This window comes from Mycolicibacterium novocastrense, from assembly GCF_001570485.1.
Classification (GTDB): Bacteria; Actinomycetota; Actinomycetes; order Mycobacteriales; family Mycobacteriaceae; genus Mycobacterium; species Mycobacterium novocastrense.
This window is the reverse complement of the sequence record NZ_BCTA01000093.1, coordinates 129,078-145,655: the sequence shown is the minus strand read 5'-3', so window position 1 is coordinate 145,655 and position 16,578 is coordinate 129,078. Positions and strand designations below refer to the sequence as shown.

The following is a 16,578-nucleotide window of genomic DNA, read 5'->3' as shown; positions in this document are numbered from 1 at the left end:
CGTCAAACCCACTCCGCTGATTCGGTAGCAAATTCGGGAGTCTCTCGGCGTGTACCACAGTCCCAGCGAGCTGAGACAAGTCGACACCGGCATCCGCGACGCGGCACGGTTCGCCTTCGGAATCGGCGCCACCGGCGCGATCTTCCTGATCGGCGCCATGGTGTGGGTGAGTACGTGCCAGGGCGCGACGGCCGACAGCCTGGCTTGCGGCACGCCCCAGCGAACGCTTCTGGCGCTCGCGGCGCCCGCCGTCCTGTTCGCCGGCGGACTGCGGGCGTTCTTCCGCGCCCATCTGAACTGGCGCAGGGGTGAAATGTCGTCGGCATGGCAAGGCGCGGGATGGTTCCTGCTGACGTCGATGCTGCTGGTGCTGATGACGAGCATGCCCGCACTCACCGGTTTCGCGGTATTCGGCGGATGAGTGCGCCCGCAGACGCTGATCGACCGTTGACCGCCGTGGCGTTGGTGTGCAGCCTCAAGCCCAGCCCCGCCGAGTCGAGCAGCGCGTTGATGGCCGATCACATCTGCGAGAACCTGCGCGCTGCGGGTGTCGAAACCGAGGTGGTGCGCTGCGTCGACTACGCGATCGCACCGGGTGTCGAGGCTGACATGGGCGACGGCGACGAATGGCCCCGCATCCGCGAGAAGCTGCTGCGCGCCGACATCCTGGTGTTGTCCACCCCGATCTGGCTGGGGCACCCGGCCAGCGTGACGCAGCGCGTGCTGGAACGGCTCGATGCGGAACTGTCGAACACCGACGACGCGGGCCGGCCGACCATGGTCGGCAAGGTCGCGGTCGTCGGCGTCGTCGGCAACGAGGACGGCGCGCACAAAGTGATCGCCGACTGCTTCCAAGGCCTCAACGACATCGGCTACACCATTCCGGCCCAGGGCGGCACCTACTGGACCGGCGAAGCGATGCAGAGCACGGACTACAAAGACCTCGACGAGGTGCCCGAGCCCGTCGCGTCGACGACTGCCGCGTTGGCCAGCAACGCCGCTCATCTGGCCAGAGCCCTGCGGGCCGACCAGTACCCGCCGTACCAGTGACGGCCGGTTTCTGTCCCTGGATGGTCGGGTAGTTCTAGCGTTGTCAGTAGCCCATGTCCGGGTGGAGGTATGCCGAGAGAGGAGTACCGATGAAGAGCCCGAAGGATCCCGTCGACCACGCGAGAACGACCCGTCCACATGCCGGGGAGTCGATGAAGGACACCAAGAACATGCCGGGGCTGATCCTCATCGGCGTGGCCCTGGTGCTGTTCGTCTCTGCGCTGGCGGCTCACGGCGCCGGCCACCACGGGGTGGGCATCGGCCTCGGCTGCGGCTCCGCTGCGCTGTTCATCATCGGCGGCGGCTGGCTGCTCGTCGAGCATCTGCGGGTGCGCAAGATCGAAGAGCGTTGGTACGCAGAACATCCCGACGCACAACGGCAAAAACCGAGTAGTTGACGCACCGAAGAGAAAAGCCCAGCCGAATCGGCTGGGCTTTTCTGATGTGAATCGAATTACTGCTCGTTTTCCTGGCGCTTCTCGGCGGCCTCGGCGCCGGCGCGTGCGGATTCCGCCTCGGCTTCCTTCTTGGCGGCGTCCTGCTGGGCGTCGGCCTTGTCCTGCTGGGCCTTGCCCTCGCGAACCATGTCGTCACGGCCGGTGACGGTGCCGACGGTTTCCTTGGCCTTGCCCTTCACGTCTTCGACGACGCCCTTGATGCCTTCTTCAGGGCCACTGTTCTTCTCGGTCATGCTCACCTTCCGCATTGCAGTGGTTCAGTCCAATCACGAGGAACTTCCCCGCGCAGGTGTCGGGTTCCCGAGGGCCTGAACGACTAAACGCTCGCCCGACCGGGCTCACTGTGTCGCCGCGTCGTCCTCGGGATCGATCTCCACCGCCTCCAGCTGCTCCTGCCAGTCGGCGGGCGACGCCTCCAGAGGCGGATTCGGTTCCGAATCGACGGAGGCCTCCTCGTCGAGAACCGGTTCGCTGGCGGCGCGCTGCTGTTCCACCGCGTCGGCCACGGGGACCTCGTCGGGCCATCCTTCGCGCTCTGACACGCCCTACCGGGTACCCCGGAGCTGCAGGGCGAAACGGGGGCGACGTCACGCCAGATCCGTTGCGCGAAGTGGGGAGTCCGCAATACGAATCGGTACTTGTCCGCTATGCGAAGAGTCGTTCGGAGAACCGTTTTGCCTGAGAAGTGCTCGGGTAGGCGGCCCTCATGTCGGTCGTCTCGAATTCGCGTTCGGTGCTGCTCTGGCATGTGCACGGGTCATGGACCGAGTCCTTCGTCGCGGGTCGGCATCGCTGTGTGTTGCCTGTGAATCCCGCGAGGGACGCCGACGGCCGAGGACGCTGTGGTCGGAATTGGCCACGTGCCCAAGAGGTTTCGTTCGACAAAGTATATGACGAGCACATCGACCTGGTGGTGTTGCAGCGGCCCGAAGAGATCGAACTGACCAGCCGATGGCTGGGGCGGCAACCGGGCCGAGACGTTCCCGCCGTCTACGTGGAGCACAACGCGCCGCGGCCGTTCGCGGTCGACAGCGTTCACCCGGTTGCCGACCGTAGTGACATCCCGATCGTGCACGTGACCGACTTCAACCGGCTCATGTGGAACAACGGCGTCGCGCCCACGCGCGTCATCACGCACGGCATCGTCGATCCCGGCCTGCTCTACACGGGTGACGTCGCGGCCGCCGCGACGATGATCAACGAACCGTGCCGGCGCTGGCGCACGGTAGGCGCGGATTTGCTGACCGCGTTCTCCGAAACGGTGCCGATCGACGTGTGGGGCATCGACACCGACGTGCTCTCCGAGTGCATCACGAGCCCGCGGGTCTGCGGGCGGGGCGACGTGCCCGCCGCGGCCTTGCTGCCCGAGGTGGCCCGCCGCCGCGTGTTCCTGCACACCGCCCGATGGACCTCGCTGGGTCTGTCGCTGATCGAGGCGATGTTCATCGGGATGCCGGTGGTCGCCGTCGCCTCGACGATGGCGCCCCTGGTGGTGCCGCCCGAGGCCGGCGTGGTGAGCGCGGACATGGACACACTTTCGCGCGCCCTGTCGTCGTTCGTCGCGGACGGGGCGGCCGCCGCCGCGGCCGGTAAGGCGGCGCGGGATTTCGCCAAGGCGCAGTTCGGAATCGATCGGTTCCTCACGCAGTGGGACGACCTCATCGACGAGTGCTGTCGATGACAACCGGAAGGAGGGCGCCGATGCGGATCGCAATGGTGTCTGAGCACGCCAGCCCGCTTGCCGCGCTCGGCGGCGTCGACGCCGGTGGGCAGAACGTACACGTCGCGCAGCTGTCGGCCGCACTGGCCAGACGCGGTCATCAGGTGACCGTCTACACCAGAAGGGACAACCGGGACCTGCCCGACCGCGTGATCACACCCGAGGGCTACACCGTGGTGCACGTCGCGGCCGGCCCGGCCGAGCCGATGCCCAAGGACGAACTTCTTTCGTACATGGGTCCCTTCGCTCAGTTCCTCGACACCGAATGGGCGGCGGACCGACCCGATGTCGCCCATGCCCACTTCTGGATGTCCGGTATCGCAACACAATTGGCCGCGCGCCACCTCAACCTGCCTGCGGTCCAGACCTTTCACGCATTGGGTGTGGTGAAGCGGCGCCACCAGGGGGCGCAGGGCACCAGCCCGCCGGATCGATTGCGACTGGAGGCGACGGTGGCGCGTTCCGCTACCTGGGTCGCGGCCACCTGTACCGACGAGGTGTTCGAGCTGATGCGAATGGGTCGGTCCCGCAACCGGATCTCCGTGGTGCCGTGTGGGGTGGATCTCGACCTGTTCCACCCGGAGGGACCCGTGGCGCCGCGATCCGAGAGACACCGCATCGTCAGCGTCGGTCGGTTCGTGCCCCGCAAGGGTTTCGACGTCGTCGTGCGCGCGTTGCCCCACCTGCCCGATACCGAGCTGGTGATTGTCGGCGGACCCGACCGGTCGCAACTCGGGTCGGATCCCGAGGCGCGTCGGCTGCTTTCTCTGGCAACCGAATTGGGCGTCTCCGACCGTGTGAAGCTGTACGGGTCGGTGTCCCGCACGGAGATGCCGGCCGTTCTTCGGTCTGCCGACGTGGTGGCGTGCACCCCGTGGTACGAACCGTTCGGCATAGTGCCGCTCGAGGCGATGGCGTGCGGCGTGCCCGTGGTGGCGTCGGCGGTCGGCGGAATGCTCGACACCGTCGTCCACGACGTGACCGGACACCTGGTCAAGCCCCAGCGGCCCGATGAGGTGGCCAAGGCGGTGAAGGGTCTGCTTCGTGACGACTTCCTGAGGCAGAGCATGGGTGCCGCCGGGCGGGACCGCGCGCGGGCCCGCTACTCGTGGGATCGGGTCGCCGCAGACAGCCAGCGAATCTACGACCGGTTGGTGCCCCTGCGGGTCGCGCAACCGGAGCCGGCGACGAGCCTGTCGTCCGGATGACCGGCTCAGCCCGACTCCAGCAAGGTCACCGCTTCCTCGATCTCGCGCGGCAGCGGTCGGCGCTGGGCGACCACTGCGGGTATCCGCGCCACGGCCTCGACCGCAACCCTGGCATGGTCGCGGTCGCGCAGCGCCGCCACTGCCAGGCGCCCACTTGCAGTGAGGCAATGGCGAATCGGGCGTCGCAGCCAGGTGGTGAGCACATCGTTGCGCAATACCCTGGCGGCCTGGGCAGCGGACGTGGCGCGCACCGAGGACGGCTGGTGAATGGCCAGCAGTTCAGGGTAGTAGCAGAGGTCCCAGCCCGCCGCGGCCATATCGAGCGCCAGCAGTTGCTCTTCCCCGCGGAAGTGCAGGATGTCGCTGAAGCCACCCGCCTGTTCGAACGCCCGCTTGCGCACCATGGCCGCGCAACTCATGAAGCCGAGGATCGACGGGCCCGGCAGCTCCGGCCGTCGGCCGAGCGCACTGTCGGCGAGCAGAGCGCAGAACGAATCCTCCCGGCGCTGCGGCCAGACGATCGTGCGCGCGGCAAGCAGTCCCACCGACGGGTGCCGTTCGAATGCCTCCGCACCGATCGCCGGGGATTCGGGCGTCCACCAGGAGTCGTCATCGCAGAACGCCACATACGGCGTGCGGCACACCGCCACCCCGACGTTGCGGCCGACCGCACCGAGGTTGGTCTGAAGCTCGACGAGCTCGACGCGGCCGGCCGACCGTGCCGCCATGCCGTTGATGAGCGTCGCGGTGTCGTCGGTGGAGGCGTTGTCCACCACGACGATCGGGCACGGCGTGGTGTCGAGCAGCCTGGCCACCACGGCAGCCAACTCCTTGGCGCGATTCTGGCTGGCTATCACGAACGAGACGTCGGTGGAGGCTGGGCCCTGCATGACCCTGACGGCTACCCGCGGATCGGGAAGGCAAACGATGCATGACATCAAACGCGCGCTGGTCACCGGCGGCGGAGGGTTTCTCGGCGGGCACCTGTGCGAGCGATTGCTCGACAGCGGTGTGGAAGTGACCTGCCTCGACGATCTGTCCACCAGCGCGCCGACCGCCGCCGATCTGTTCGTGGACCGACCCGGATACCGGTTCGTCGCGCACGACATCAGCCGGCCGCTGCCCGATCTGCCGTCGGCAATCGACACCGTCTTTCACCTCGCATCGCCGGCCTCACCGGTGGACTATCTACAGCTGCCGATCCAGACGCTTCGCACCGGGGCACTCGGCACCTCGCACATGCTCGAGTTCGCGCAGCGGTGCGGTGCACGGCTGGTGCTGGCCTCCACCAGCGAGGTCTACGGCGATCCCCTGGAACATCCGCAGCGCGAATCATATTGGGGCAACGTCAATCCGATCGGCCCGCGCAGCGTGTACGACGAATCGAAGCGGTTCGCCGAGGCGTTGACGTTCGCCTATCGGCGCGAGCGCTCTGTCGATATCGCCGTGGCGCGGATCTTCAACACGTACGGACCACGCATGCGGCCCGACGACGGCCGCGTTGTGCCGACCTTCTGCCACCAGGCATTGGCGGGTGAGCCGATCACGGTCAACGGAACGGGCACCCAGACCCGGTCGTTGTGTTTCGTCGGCGACACCGTCGCGGCGCTGATCGCCCTGGGCGAATCCGATTGCACCGGGCCCGTCAACGTCGGCAATCCCGATGAACTGACGGTGCTGCGCATCGCCGAGCTCATCCGGGATCTGACCGGAAGCGACTCACCGATCGAGTTCCGCCCGATGCCGCAGGACGACCCGCAACGCCGGTGCCCCGACATCTCGCTGGCCCGCGAGTTGCTGGGGTGGCATCCGCGAGTCAGCTACACCGATGGCCTGTCGATGACCGTCGACTGGTTCCGCCGGCAATCGGCAACCGTTGCACTGCAGGGGAGTTGAGGGAAGTCATGCGCATTCTCGGGATCAACGCGGTGTTCCACGATCCGGCTGCCGCGCTCGTGGTGGACGGTCAGATCGTCGCGGCCGCCGAGGAGGAGCGGTTCACCCGCCGCAAGCACGGCAAACAGGCCGTGCCGTTCTCGACGTGGGAGTTGCCGGTGGAATCGGCACGTTGGTGTCTCGAACAGGCGGGGCTGAAACCATCCGACCTGGACCTGGTCGGGTACTCCTACGACCCGCGCCTGATGGACGAGTCCACCGACGGGCTCGCAGGCCTGGACCGGGACTGGGAGTACCTGCGCACGCTCTACGCCGACCGGGCCCCCCGTTTCCTCCAGGCCGCCCTGCCCGGTCTCGACCCGGGCGTCGTGCGGCACGTCCGCCATCACGTCGCGCACGCCGCATCCACCGCGCTGGCCTCCCCCCACCCCGACTGCGCGGTTCTGGTCGTGGACGGCCGCGGCGAGCGGTCCTCGATGCTGGCCGGCAGCTATCGCGACCACAAGCTCGACGTGCTCGCGACTCAGTCGCTTCCACACTCGCTGGGTCTGCTCTACGAAAGCCTCACCGAGCACCTCGGATTCAAGCGCTCCAGCGACGAGTACAAGGTGATGGCGATGGCGTCTTACGGGACACCGCGGTTCGCCGAGAGATTCCGCGAAGCGGTCTACGCATGCGCCGACGGGGGCTTCCGCACCGAACCGGTGGACTGGAACTCGATCACACCCGCCCGCGCACCCGGCGCCGGGAAGGGGCATGCGCTGGACCGGCCCGAACCCGAGCACGCCGACCTCGCGTGCAGCGTCCAGACGGTCGTCGAGGAAGTGCTGCTCGACCTCGTCGGCTGGCTTCGCGACCGCACCGACCACGAAAGCCTCTGTCTTGCAGGTGGAGTCGCCCTCAACTGCGTGGCGAACTCGAAGATCTTCTCCCGCGGGGGGTTTTCGAATGTGTGGGTGCAACCGGCCGCGGGGGACTCCGGAACCGCGCTCGGTGCGGCACTGGCTCTGGCGGGAGACGCCGGTGAACCGATCGCGCCGATGCCCTCGGCGGCGTTGGGTCGCGGATTCTCCGAGGACGAGATCGCCGCGGCGCTGACCGAGGCGGCGGTGCCCCATGAGAGGCCCGCGGATCTGGCCGTCGCGGTCGGAGACGCGTTGGCCGACAACAAACTCGTCGGCTGGTTTCAGGGCCGCGCCGAATTCGGGCCGCGCGCGCTCGGCCAGCGGTCACTGCTGGCCGACCCCCGCCGCATCGAGAACCTGGAGCGACTCAACACCGTGAAGGGGCGCGAGCAGTTCCGGCCCGTCGCCCCGATGGTGCTCGCCGAACGGGCCGCCGAGATCTTCGCCGGCGGACCGATTCCGAGTCCGTACATGCTGTTCGTGCATGAGGTCGCCGCCGAGTGGCGTGACCGGATTCCCGCGGTCACCCACGTCGACGGCACCGCGCGCATTCAGACCGTGGACCGCGGCCAACCGCTGCTGCACGACACGATCAGCAGGTTCGCCGCCCGCACCGGGGTCCCGGTCATCGTCAACACCAGCTTCAACACCGCCGGGCGGCCCATGGTCGACAGCCCGCGCGACGCGCTCGAATGTTTCGGCAGCGCACCGATAGACGTGTTGGCGATCGGTCCGTTCATCGTGAGGCGTCAAACATGACGCCGTCGTTCGCGGTCGTGGTGCCGACGGTCGGGCGGCCGTCGCTGCACCGCCTGCTCGCAGAACTCGACGGGTCCGCCGGGCCGGCACCGGCGGCGGTGATCGTCGTCGACGACCGGTCCCAGCCCGCTCCGCCCCTGGAGGTGGACTCACGTCTTCCAATCACGGTGCTGCGCAGCGGGGGACGAGGACCGGCGGCCGCTCGCAACAAGGGCTGGCGTGCGACCCGAACCGACTGGGTCTGCTTTCTCGACGACGACGTTGTCCCGCAACCTGATTGGTTCGCCGCGCTGACCGAGGACCTGGCCAAGGCAGAAGTGGAGTCGGCCGCCGGCTCACAAGCGGTGATCGAGGTGCCGCGAGTGGGCGGGCGCAAGGCCACCGACGACGAACAGCGCACCCAGCGGCTCGCCGAAGCCAAATGGATCACCGCCGATATGGCGTTTCGGCGCGATGTCCTCGTCGACATCGGCGGCTTCGACGAACGATTCCCACGGGCCTACCGCGAGGATTCTGACATCGCGCTGCGAATCACCCGGGCCGGTAACGGCATTGTGCGCGGGGCCCGCCGGTGCACCCATCCCGTCGCGAACGCCACGCTGATGAGCAGCGTGCGTGCCCAGACCGGCAACCGGGACAACGCCCTGCTTCGCCGCAAGTTCGGTAGGCGGTGGCGCTCGGCGATCGGTGAGGGCCGGGGCCGGTTCCCGGCGCACTCGGTGACCACGGCCGCGGCCCTACTCGCGGTGGTGAGCGCGGTGGCGGGCCGGTGGCGCCTCGCGCGCACCGCCGCCACGGCCTGGGCGCTGCTGACGGGGGAGTTCGCGCTCCGCCGGTTCCGGTGCGGCCCGCGGACACGCAGTGAGGCCGGTCGGATGGCGCTCACCAGCGCGCTGATCCCACCGGTTGCGGTGTGGCACCGGTTGGCCGGGGAGTGGACGTTCCGCACGGCCCGGCCCGACCCGCCGCTGGCGGTATTGCTCGACCGCGACGACACGATCATCGCGGACGGGCCCTATCTCAACGATCCGGCGGGTGTTCGCCCGCTGCCGGGCGCGCACGACGCGTTGGATCGCCTGCGTCGCAACGGGTTACTGCTGGCTATTGTGAGCAACCAGTCCGGGGTGGCCAAGGGATTGATCACCACGCGACAACTCGAATCCGTCAACGCCGAGGTCGACTCGGCGCTGGGTCCGTTCGACTCGTGGCACCTGTGCGTGCACGACGCCGACGACGAATGCCGCTGCCGTAAACCCGCGTCCGGCATGGTCGAGGATGCCGCCGCCGCGCTGGGTGTTCACCCCTCGCGGTGCGTGATGATCGGCGACACCGGTGCAGACGTCGAGGCCGCGCTGGCCGCGGGCGCCGACGCGATACTCGTGCCCACCGACCGCACGCTGCGCCACGAGATCAGCGAGGCCCTCATCAAGGCGCGCGTCGCACCGAGCCTCGATGCAGCGGTGTCCATGGTGCTCAGGGACTGCCGATGAGCCGGGCGGTGGTTGCGCGGTTGGACAGCGCCGGGGACGTGTTGATCACCGGTCCCGCGGTGCGCGCCGTCGCGCAAACCCACGATGCGGTCACCTTTCTCGCGGGCCCGCGCGGGCGGGCGGCCGCCGAGTTGCTGCCCGGCGTCGACGAGGCCATCGAGTGGCAGGCGCCGTGGGTGGACTTCGACTCACCCGAACTGACCGCAGGACACGTCGAGGCGTTGGTCAAACAGTTGCGCGATGTCGCTCCCGAGCGGGTCTACATCTTCACGTCTTTCCATCAGTCCCCGCTGCCGCTGGCATTGATCTGCCGGATGGCTTCGGTGCCGTGGGTGGGGGCGATCAGCGAGGACTATCCCGGAACACTGCTCGACCTGCGGCACCACGTCGCCGACGGCATACCCGAACCCGAGCGCGCGTTGTCGCTGGCCAGGGCGGCCGGTTGTGAGCTGCCCGAGGGCGACGACGGCACGCTGCGGGTGCGGCAACCACCGCCGCTGCCCGCGGATGTCGCCGAATCACTCGGCGACGCACCGTTTGTCGTCTTCCATCCCGGAGCCGCCGTGCCCGCGCGCCGACCGACCGCCCAGCGCAGTGCCGGCATGGTCGAGGCGCTCGTCGCCGCCGGACATCGAGTGGTTGTCACCGGCGACCCCGTCGAACGCGAACTCACCACGGCGGTGGCCGGGGAGTCGGCCATCGACCTCGGAGGACGCACCACCCTGGACACCTTGGCGGCGGTTTACGTCGCGGCGCGGGTGGTGATCGCACCCAACACCGGACCCGCCCACCTGGCGGCGGCGGTCGGCACACCGGTGGTCTCGCTGTTCGCTCCCGTCGTACCCGCTTCGCAATGGAGCCCGTACGGAGCCAGTGTCATTCGGCTCGGGGACCAGCAGGCCCCGTGCCGGCTCACCCGGGCCCGCGTCTGCCCCGTGCCCGGGCACCCGTGCCTGGACGGCATCGGCGACGACGAACTGCTCGAGGCGGTCAACCGAATTGGAGGACGGCAATGATCCCGATGATCCAAACTCACTTCTCCGCGCTGTCATACGCGGCCGATCACCTCGCGCCCCAGGCGCCCAAGCTGGCCGCGTGGGGGCGGCGGCTCGCCGATGTCCTCACCACCGGCGGCCGGCTCCTCGCCTGCGGCAACGGCGGCAGCGCGGCCGAGGCGCAGCATCTGACCGCTGAACTGGTCGGCCGCTTCCGCGACGAGCGAATGCCCATGTCCGCCATCTCGTTACACGCCGACACCTCGGCCCTCACCGCGATCGGCAACGACTACGGGATCGACGAGATATTCGCCAGAGGAGTGCGGGCGCACGGCAGGCCCGGCGACGTACTGTTCTCGCTGTCGACCAGCGGCACGAGCCCGAATGTGCTCGCCGCCGTCAAGGCGGCCCACGAAACCGGCCTCACCACATGGGCGTTCACCGGGCCGGACCCCAATCCCCTTGCCGCGATGTGCGACGACGCCGTCTGCGTCGAAGCGCCGACCACCGCGACAGTCCAGGAGGTCCACCTGCTGCTCGTGCATGCGCTGTGCATCGCCGTCGACGAGGTGCTGCTGGGGGCGTCACATGAATGAGACCTTGGTCATCATCGGCGATTCGATGCTCGACGTCGACATCGAGGGCACGGCCACGCGACTGAGCCCCGAGGCGCCCGTCCCGGTCGTCGACACCGAACGGATCTGGCGACGCCCGGGCGGCGCGGGACTGGCTGCTATGCTCGCCGCGCGGACGGGCTGCGATGTGGTGCTGGTGACCGCGATCGGCGACGACACAGAAGGCCAGGCGCTGACCGAACTACTGGCCGACGCCGGCGTGCGGATCATCGGATTACCGATGGCCGGTAACACGCCGTGCAAGACCAGGATTCGTGCCGCCGGGCAATCGATGCTGCGGCTGGACCACGGCGACGGATCGGCCGCGAACGACGCGGTGCCCGCCTCGGCGGCCGAGGCGGTCGGGCGGGCCGCCGCGGTCTGCGTGGCCGACTACGGACGCGGCATCACCGCGCACGGTGAGATCCGAAATCTCATCACCTCGGCCGTGCAGCGGGTGCCGACGGTCTGGGACCCGCATCCCCGCGGGAGCGAACCCGTCCCGGGCTGCTGGCTGGTCACGCCGAATCAGGACGAGGCGGCGGGGCGCTCGGCGGAGTCGCTGCGCGAACAATGGGCGGCACGAGCGGTGTGCGTGACCCTGGGTTCGAAGGGCGCACTCGTGGCCAGCGACACCGGTAGCGAGCACCACCCGGTGCGGGATGCGGCCGCGCGGGCCGACCACGGCGACACCTGCGGCGCGGGGGACAGGTTCGCGATCGCGGCCACCATGGCGCTCGCGGCGGGCAAGGACGTTCACCATGCCGTTGCCGACGCCGTCAACGCCGCCAGCAGGTTCGTCGCCGCGGGCGGTGCCGTCGGTGTTTCGAGCGCGGCCGCAGTCGGTGGAACACATTCGGCCGCAACATCGACCGCCATCACCGGCGGCATCGTCGAGGTCCGGGACCGCCTGCGCCGGCGCGGCGGCAGGCTGGTCGCCACCGGTGGTTGCTTCGACCTCCTGCACACCGGCCATGTTCGACTGCTGCGCCAGGCCCGCGATCTCGGTGACGCGTTGGTGGTGCTGCTGAACTCCGACACCTCGGTGCGCGCGCTGAAGGGGCCGCGCCGGCCCGTCGTGGCGGATCAGGACAGGGCGCGGGTGCTGGGCGCGCTGGCGTGTGTCGACGCCGTGGTGGTCTTCGACGAACTGTCACCCGAAGCGGCGCTCGAGCAACTGCGACCCGACGTCTGGGTCAAGGGCGGTGACTACACCGAGGCCGACCTTCCCGAGGCCGACGTGGTCCGCCGCCACGGCGGTGAAGTGGTGCTGTTGCCAACCGTCGCCGGCTACTCATCGTCAAATCTGATCGCCGCGGCGCGGTCGTGAACCGAAAGGAAACGTCAATGGCTCTTGGCAACATCATCATCACCGGCGGTGCATCTGGACTCGGCGCGGCTACCGTGGAAGCCGTTGCGCGCCAGGGCGGTACGCCGCTGGTGATCGACCGCAACGACCCGAAACCGGGCGTCGCCTTCGCGCGGGCCGACCTCGCCGACACCGAGGCGGTCGACGCCGCGGTGCGCGAGCTGGCCGAGCAGGTCGACGGTCAGATCCACGGCGTGTTCACCGCCGGAGGCACCGACATGTGCGGCAAGCTCGCCGATGTCGCGGTCAAGGACTGGGAACGCGTCATCCACGTCAACCTGCTGGGCACCGCGGCGGTGATCCGCTCGGCATTGCCCTACCTGAAGAACACGGGCGGCCGGATCGTCACGTGCGCATCGACATTGGGGATCAAGGCCGTCAGCGACGCGACCGCTTACTGCGCCTCCAAATTCGGGGTCATCGGATTCTCCCGCGCGTTGGCGGCCGAACTGGCGGGGGAGGTGGGAGTCACGACGCTGATCCCCGGCGGTATGCACACGGCGTTCTTCGACAGCCGCGACGAGCAGTACAAGCCGCCGCCGGACGCCAAGCTCAACCAGCCAGAACACGTCGCCGACACCGTCGTGTTCGCCCTGTCCCAGCCGGCGGGCTGCGAGGTTCGTGAGCTGGTGGTCTGCGCGTCGACGGAGTCTTCGTGGCCGTGAGCCAGGAGACCATCGTGGTCCTGCGCGCGCTGGGCCTCGGCGATCTGCTCACCGGGATTCCGGCGTTGCGTGGGCTGGGGCGGGCGCACCCGGACGCCCACATCGTGCTCGCCGCGCCCGGACGGTACCGCGACCTGGTGATGCTCTCCGGTGCGGTCGATGAGCTCGACCCGACCCCCGGTCTCGGCCGGCTCCGTGGCCGAAGCGAACCACCCGCTGTCGCGGTGAACCTGCACGGCAGCGGCCCCGAAAGCATCGCCGACCTGCTCGCCGTGCGGCCCCGAAGCCTGATCAGCCACCGGCATCCCGCGTATCCCGAGGTCGAGGGTCCGCCGTGGCGGGCCGAAGTGCACGAGGTCGACCGCTGGTGCGCGCTACTCGAATGGGCCGGGATCACCTGTGATCCACAGGATCTGGCGATTCCGCGGCCGGACGCCTATCCGGACCGTTCCTCGGCGGTGGTGATCCATCCGGGCGCCGCATACGCAGCGCGGCGATGGCCGCCGGAGCGTTTCGCACAGGTCGCCGCGGCACTGCGAAGCCGCGGTCACGACGTCGTCGTCACCGGCGACGACAGTGAAGTCGACCTTGCCCGGTCGGTGGCCGACGCCGCGGGGCTACCCCGATCCAGCGTGCTCGCAGGCACTCTCGGACTGCTCGAACTCGTCGCGCTGATCCACGACTGCCGCTTGCTGATCTGTGGTGACACCGGCGTCGGACACATCGCGACCGCGACCGGCACTCCCTCGGTGCTGCTGTTCGGTCCGACCCCACCGAACCGGTGGGGTCCCAGGGGAACGGGTCCGCACATCGCGGTGTGGGCCGGCGACAAGGGCGACCCGCACGCGGACCGACCGCATAGAGGCTTGCTGCTGATCACGGTCGGACGCGTGCTCGACGCCACCGAGAACCTGTTGAAGGACTGTGCATGAACACCATTCGAGCCGGGGTGATCGGTGCGGGCTACGTCGGCCTGACGACAGCGGTGTGCCTGGCCGAACGCGGTCATGACACGGTGTGCGTCGACGTCGACACCCGGCGGGTCGAACAGCTCCGCAGCGGGGTCCCCCTGCTGGACGAGCCGGGCCTGGCCGAGCTGCTTCGTCACGGCCTGGACACCGCAAAGCTCGAATTCAGCGTCGCCTATCCCGATTTGGCCGATTGCGACGTGGTGTTCATCTGTGTGCCGACGCCGAGCGGATCGGACGGCTCGGCCGACCTGTCGGCGGTCGACGCGGCGGTCGAGCGGCTCGCCGCCGTGCTGCGACCGGGTTCGGTGCTGGTACTCAAGTCGACGGTTCCGGTCGGCACCACCCGGCGGATCGGACAGCGGGTGCGGCACGCCGGCATTCGCGCGGTCTCCAATCCCGAGTTCCTCCGCGAGAGCCACGCCATCTACGACTTCCGCAACCCGGACCGCATCGTCATCGGCGCCGACGACCCCGACGCCGCCGACCTGATCTCGCGCGTGTACGGAAACCACGCGCAGACCTTCCGGATGAGCCCGGAGAGCGCGGAATTGGCCAAGTACGCCAGCAATGCCTTTCTCGCGGTGAAGATCTCCTACGCCAACTCGCTGGCCCAGCTGTGCGCCCGGATGGGCGCCGACATCACCGACGTCACCCGCTGCATGGGCGCCGACGTGCGCATCGGCCCGCACTTCCTGCAGCCCGGGCCGGGGTGGGGCGGATCGTGCCTGCCGAAGGACACCGCGGCCATCCTGCACACCGGCCGGACGGCCGGCCTCGATCTGCCGGAGATCGAATCGGCTCGTGTGACAAACGCCACGCAATCCGCGCGAATCGCGTCGACGCTGGGCCGGTCCATGGTCACTCCGCTCGGCCGGGCCCGCATCACCGCCCTGGGCCTGACGTTCAAGGCGGGCACCAGTGATCTGCGCGATTCACCGGCGCTGACGATCTGCGCTGACCTGGGCCGGACCGGTGCGCAAGTCACGGGATACGACCCCAGGCTCTCGGCGATGGACTGGTCGCGGTTGCGGGCCTCGTCGATCGTCGCCGTCGACGATCCATATCTGGCCGCAAAAGATGCCGACGCGATCGTCGTGCTCACCGAGTGGCCGGAGTTCCGCGAACTCGACTGGGGTCTGATCGCCGAGCACGCGCCGACAGCCGTCGTCGTGGACACCCGCAACCTGCTCGATGCAGCACTGCTCACCGACCTCGGGTTGACCTATCTGGGCAACGGAACACCGTCGGGCTACTGACCTTTGGCCACCTTGCGGATGAGGCGTGCCGTGGCGCGGTCGAGCACCTCTTGGCGTTCGGCGACGGTCTTCATCTTCGCGGCACGCCGCGCGGCTGAGGCGATGGTCAGCTCGGACTCGTAGCCCACCACGACGCGCGGGTCGACGTAGGAGCCTCGCGCCACCGCAGGTGTGTTGCCGAGTTCCTCGGCGACCTCCTTCATCACCGCGGACTCGACCCGTTTGATGACGGTCTTGTTCACCGGCGGGTCGGCGTCGACGAAGGCGGCCGCCGCCAGCACCGTGCCGTGCCAGGTGCGCAGGTCCTTGACCGTGTACCGGTCCCCGACGAGTTCCTTGAACCGCGTGTTCAGGTCGTCGGCGTGGATGTCGATCCAACCCGAACCGTTGCGGCACACCAGCAACCGCTCGGTGCGGTCGGGGCGGCGCAACAGAGCGCGGACCGAGCGGACCGCTTCGGGATCGTCGATCAGCAGTGTCCGGCGCACCCCGCTCTTGGCGGGGAAGTCGAACTCGATCGCGTTGCGCTGCAATATCACATGCTCGCAGCGCAGCGTCGCGATGCCGTACGAGTTGTTCTCCTCGGCGTACTGCTCCGAGCCGGAGCGGAAATAGCCGAGATCGGCCAGGTGCAGCGCCAACGCCAGCACCCGGTCGCGGTTCAGGCCGCGGCCACGCATGTCCGCAGCGATGCGCCTGCGCATCTCGGGCAACGCAGCCGACATCTCCAGCACCCGGTCGAACTTCTCCTCGTTACGCTCCTCCTGCCACCTCTGGTGGTACAGGTACTGGCGCCGGCCGGCGGCGTCGGTACCGACCGCCTGGATGTGCCCGTTCGGATACGGGCAGATCCACACCTTCTTCCATGCCGGCGGGATGACGAGCTCCTGGATGCGCTGCAGGGTCTTCTCGTCGGTGACCGGGCTGCCGTCGGGATGCTGGTAGGAGAATCCGCGGCCGCGGCGCAACCGGCGTAGGCCGGGGCCGCTGACGACGCTACGGCGAAGTCGCATGTTTGGGTCCCGAGCGCAGGGGGGTATTGAACCCCCACCATGGAGAAGTCTTACTTTGTCGCGCCGTCAAAATGCCGCTCGTCACAGTCGTGTTCGCTGTTTGGTCGGCCCGAGCCGTTGCGCGCTGGGTGGGAACATCTCCATGACCGGGTAAATACCCGCGTCGGCGTGCGGCACACGTCGTCATTCGCGGGTCACCGGAGTACTCG

At 68.7% G+C, this 16,578-nt stretch carries 18 protein-coding genes; 14 read left to right on the top strand and 4 right to left on the bottom strand.

Annotated elements, in window-relative coordinates:
• Window positions 1–49: 49 nt before the first annotated feature.
• From RMCN_RS27615 to usfY, 3 genes are all read left to right on the top strand, one after another.
• A complete protein-coding gene (locus tag RMCN_RS27615) occupies window positions 50–421 on the top strand; it encodes a hypothetical protein (protein ID WP_067395997.1) in 372 nt (123 codons plus the stop codon).
• A complete protein-coding gene (locus RMCN_RS27610; protein WP_067395995.1) occupies window positions 418–1,050 on the top strand; it encodes a flavodoxin family protein in 633 nt (210 codons plus the stop codon). Before RMCN_RS27615 ends, RMCN_RS27610 begins: the two co-directional genes overlap by 4 nt.
• Before the next feature lie 89 nt (window positions 1,051–1,139).
• The gene (gene usfY / locus RMCN_RS27605; RefSeq protein ID WP_064412370.1) at window positions 1,140–1,448 is read left to right on the top strand and encodes a protein UsfY; all 309 of its coding nucleotides are present in this window, start codon (window positions 1,140–1,142) and stop codon (window positions 1,446–1,448) included.
• 56 nt (window positions 1,449–1,504) lie between these two features.
• Here the strand turns inward: usfY and mbp1 are convergent, their stop codons facing one another.
• Both mbp1 and RMCN_RS27595 read right to left on the bottom strand, forming a co-directional pair.
• The gene (gene mbp1, locus RMCN_RS27600; protein WP_064400879.1) at window positions 1,505–1,741 is read right to left on the bottom strand and encodes a microaggregate-binding protein 1; all 237 of its coding nucleotides are present in this window, start codon (window positions 1,739–1,741) and stop codon (window positions 1,505–1,507) included.
• Between the two features lie 105 nt (window positions 1,742–1,846).
• Window positions 1,847–2,050: a hypothetical protein gene (locus RMCN_RS27595; RefSeq protein WP_067395993.1), complete on the bottom strand. Its 204-nt coding sequence runs from the start codon at window positions 2,048–2,050 to the stop codon at window positions 1,847–1,849.
• A 164-nt stretch (window positions 2,051–2,214) separates the two neighbouring features.
• Between RMCN_RS27595 and RMCN_RS27590 the strand changes: the two genes are divergently transcribed.
• Together RMCN_RS27590 and RMCN_RS27585 are read left to right on the top strand one after the other, a co-directional pair.
• The gene (locus RMCN_RS27590) at window positions 2,215–3,189 is read left to right on the top strand and encodes a glycosyltransferase (protein WP_067395990.1); all 975 of its coding nucleotides are present in this window, start codon (window positions 2,215–2,217) and stop codon (window positions 3,187–3,189) included.
• 20 nt (window positions 3,190–3,209) lie between these two features.
• Window positions 3,210–4,436, top strand: a complete 1,227-nt coding sequence (locus RMCN_RS27585; protein ID WP_067395987.1) for a glycosyltransferase — start codon at window positions 3,210–3,212, stop codon at window positions 4,434–4,436.
• Window positions 4,437–4,441: 5 nt separating this feature from the next.
• On the opposite strand, the gene RMCN_RS27580 is transcribed toward RMCN_RS27585, so the two are convergent.
• Window positions 4,442–5,326, bottom strand: a complete 885-nt coding sequence (locus RMCN_RS27580; RefSeq protein WP_067395985.1) for a glycosyltransferase family 2 protein — start codon at window positions 5,324–5,326, stop codon at window positions 4,442–4,444.
• Window positions 5,327–5,363: 37 nt separating this feature from the next.
• Between RMCN_RS27580 and RMCN_RS27575 the strand changes: the two genes are divergently transcribed.
• The 9 genes from RMCN_RS27575 to RMCN_RS27535 are packed head-to-tail and all read left to right on the top strand — an operon-like array spanning window position 5,364 to window position 15,356.
• Window positions 5,364–6,332: a UDP-glucuronic acid decarboxylase family protein gene (locus RMCN_RS27575; protein WP_067395982.1), complete on the top strand. Its 969-nt coding sequence runs from the start codon at window positions 5,364–5,366 to the stop codon at window positions 6,330–6,332.
• Between the two features lie 8 nt (window positions 6,333–6,340).
• Window positions 6,341–7,996, top strand: a complete 1,656-nt coding sequence (locus RMCN_RS27570) for a carbamoyltransferase family protein (protein ID WP_067395979.1) — start codon at window positions 6,341–6,343, stop codon at window positions 7,994–7,996.
• Window positions 7,993–9,486 (top strand): HAD-IIIA family hydrolase, encoded by a 1,494-nt coding sequence (locus tag RMCN_RS27565; protein ID WP_067395977.1) that lies wholly within the window; start codon window positions 7,993–7,995, stop codon window positions 9,484–9,486. The genes RMCN_RS27570 and RMCN_RS27565 overlap by 4 nt, the downstream gene beginning before the upstream one ends.
• Complete coding sequence (locus RMCN_RS27560; protein ID WP_067395976.1) at window positions 9,483–10,502, top strand: glycosyltransferase family 9 protein; 1,020 nt, start codon at window positions 9,483–9,485, stop codon at window positions 10,500–10,502. The genes RMCN_RS27565 and RMCN_RS27560 overlap by 4 nt, the downstream gene beginning before the upstream one ends.
• A 5-nt stretch (window positions 10,503–10,507) precedes the next feature.
• Window positions 10,508–11,077 (top strand): D-sedoheptulose-7-phosphate isomerase, encoded by a 570-nt coding sequence (locus tag RMCN_RS27555; protein ID WP_067396313.1) that lies wholly within the window; start codon window positions 10,508–10,510, stop codon window positions 11,075–11,077.
• Complete coding sequence (locus RMCN_RS27550; protein WP_067395974.1) at window positions 11,070–12,425, top strand: PfkB family carbohydrate kinase; 1,356 nt, start codon at window positions 11,070–11,072, stop codon at window positions 12,423–12,425. The genes RMCN_RS27555 and RMCN_RS27550 overlap by 8 nt, the downstream gene beginning before the upstream one ends.
• Before the next feature lie 17 nt (window positions 12,426–12,442).
• Complete coding sequence (locus tag RMCN_RS27545; RefSeq protein ID WP_067395972.1) at window positions 12,443–13,129, top strand: SDR family oxidoreductase; 687 nt, start codon at window positions 12,443–12,445, stop codon at window positions 13,127–13,129.
• Window positions 13,120–14,061 (top strand): glycosyltransferase family 9 protein, encoded by a 942-nt coding sequence (locus tag RMCN_RS27540; RefSeq protein WP_067395971.1) that lies wholly within the window; start codon window positions 13,120–13,122, stop codon window positions 14,059–14,061. Before RMCN_RS27545 ends, RMCN_RS27540 begins: the two co-directional genes overlap by 10 nt.
• The gene (locus RMCN_RS27535; protein ID WP_067395968.1) at window positions 14,058–15,356 is read left to right on the top strand and encodes a UDP-glucose dehydrogenase family protein; all 1,299 of its coding nucleotides are present in this window, start codon (window positions 14,058–14,060) and stop codon (window positions 15,354–15,356) included. The genes RMCN_RS27540 and RMCN_RS27535 overlap by 4 nt, the downstream gene beginning before the upstream one ends.
• On the opposite strand, the gene RMCN_RS27530 is transcribed toward RMCN_RS27535, so the two are convergent.
• Complete coding sequence (locus RMCN_RS27530; protein ID WP_064412383.1) at window positions 15,350–16,369, bottom strand: DNA topoisomerase IB; 1,020 nt, start codon at window positions 16,367–16,369, stop codon at window positions 15,350–15,352. The genes RMCN_RS27535 and RMCN_RS27530 overlap by 7 nt on opposite strands.
• Window positions 16,370–16,578 lie beyond the last annotated feature (209 nt).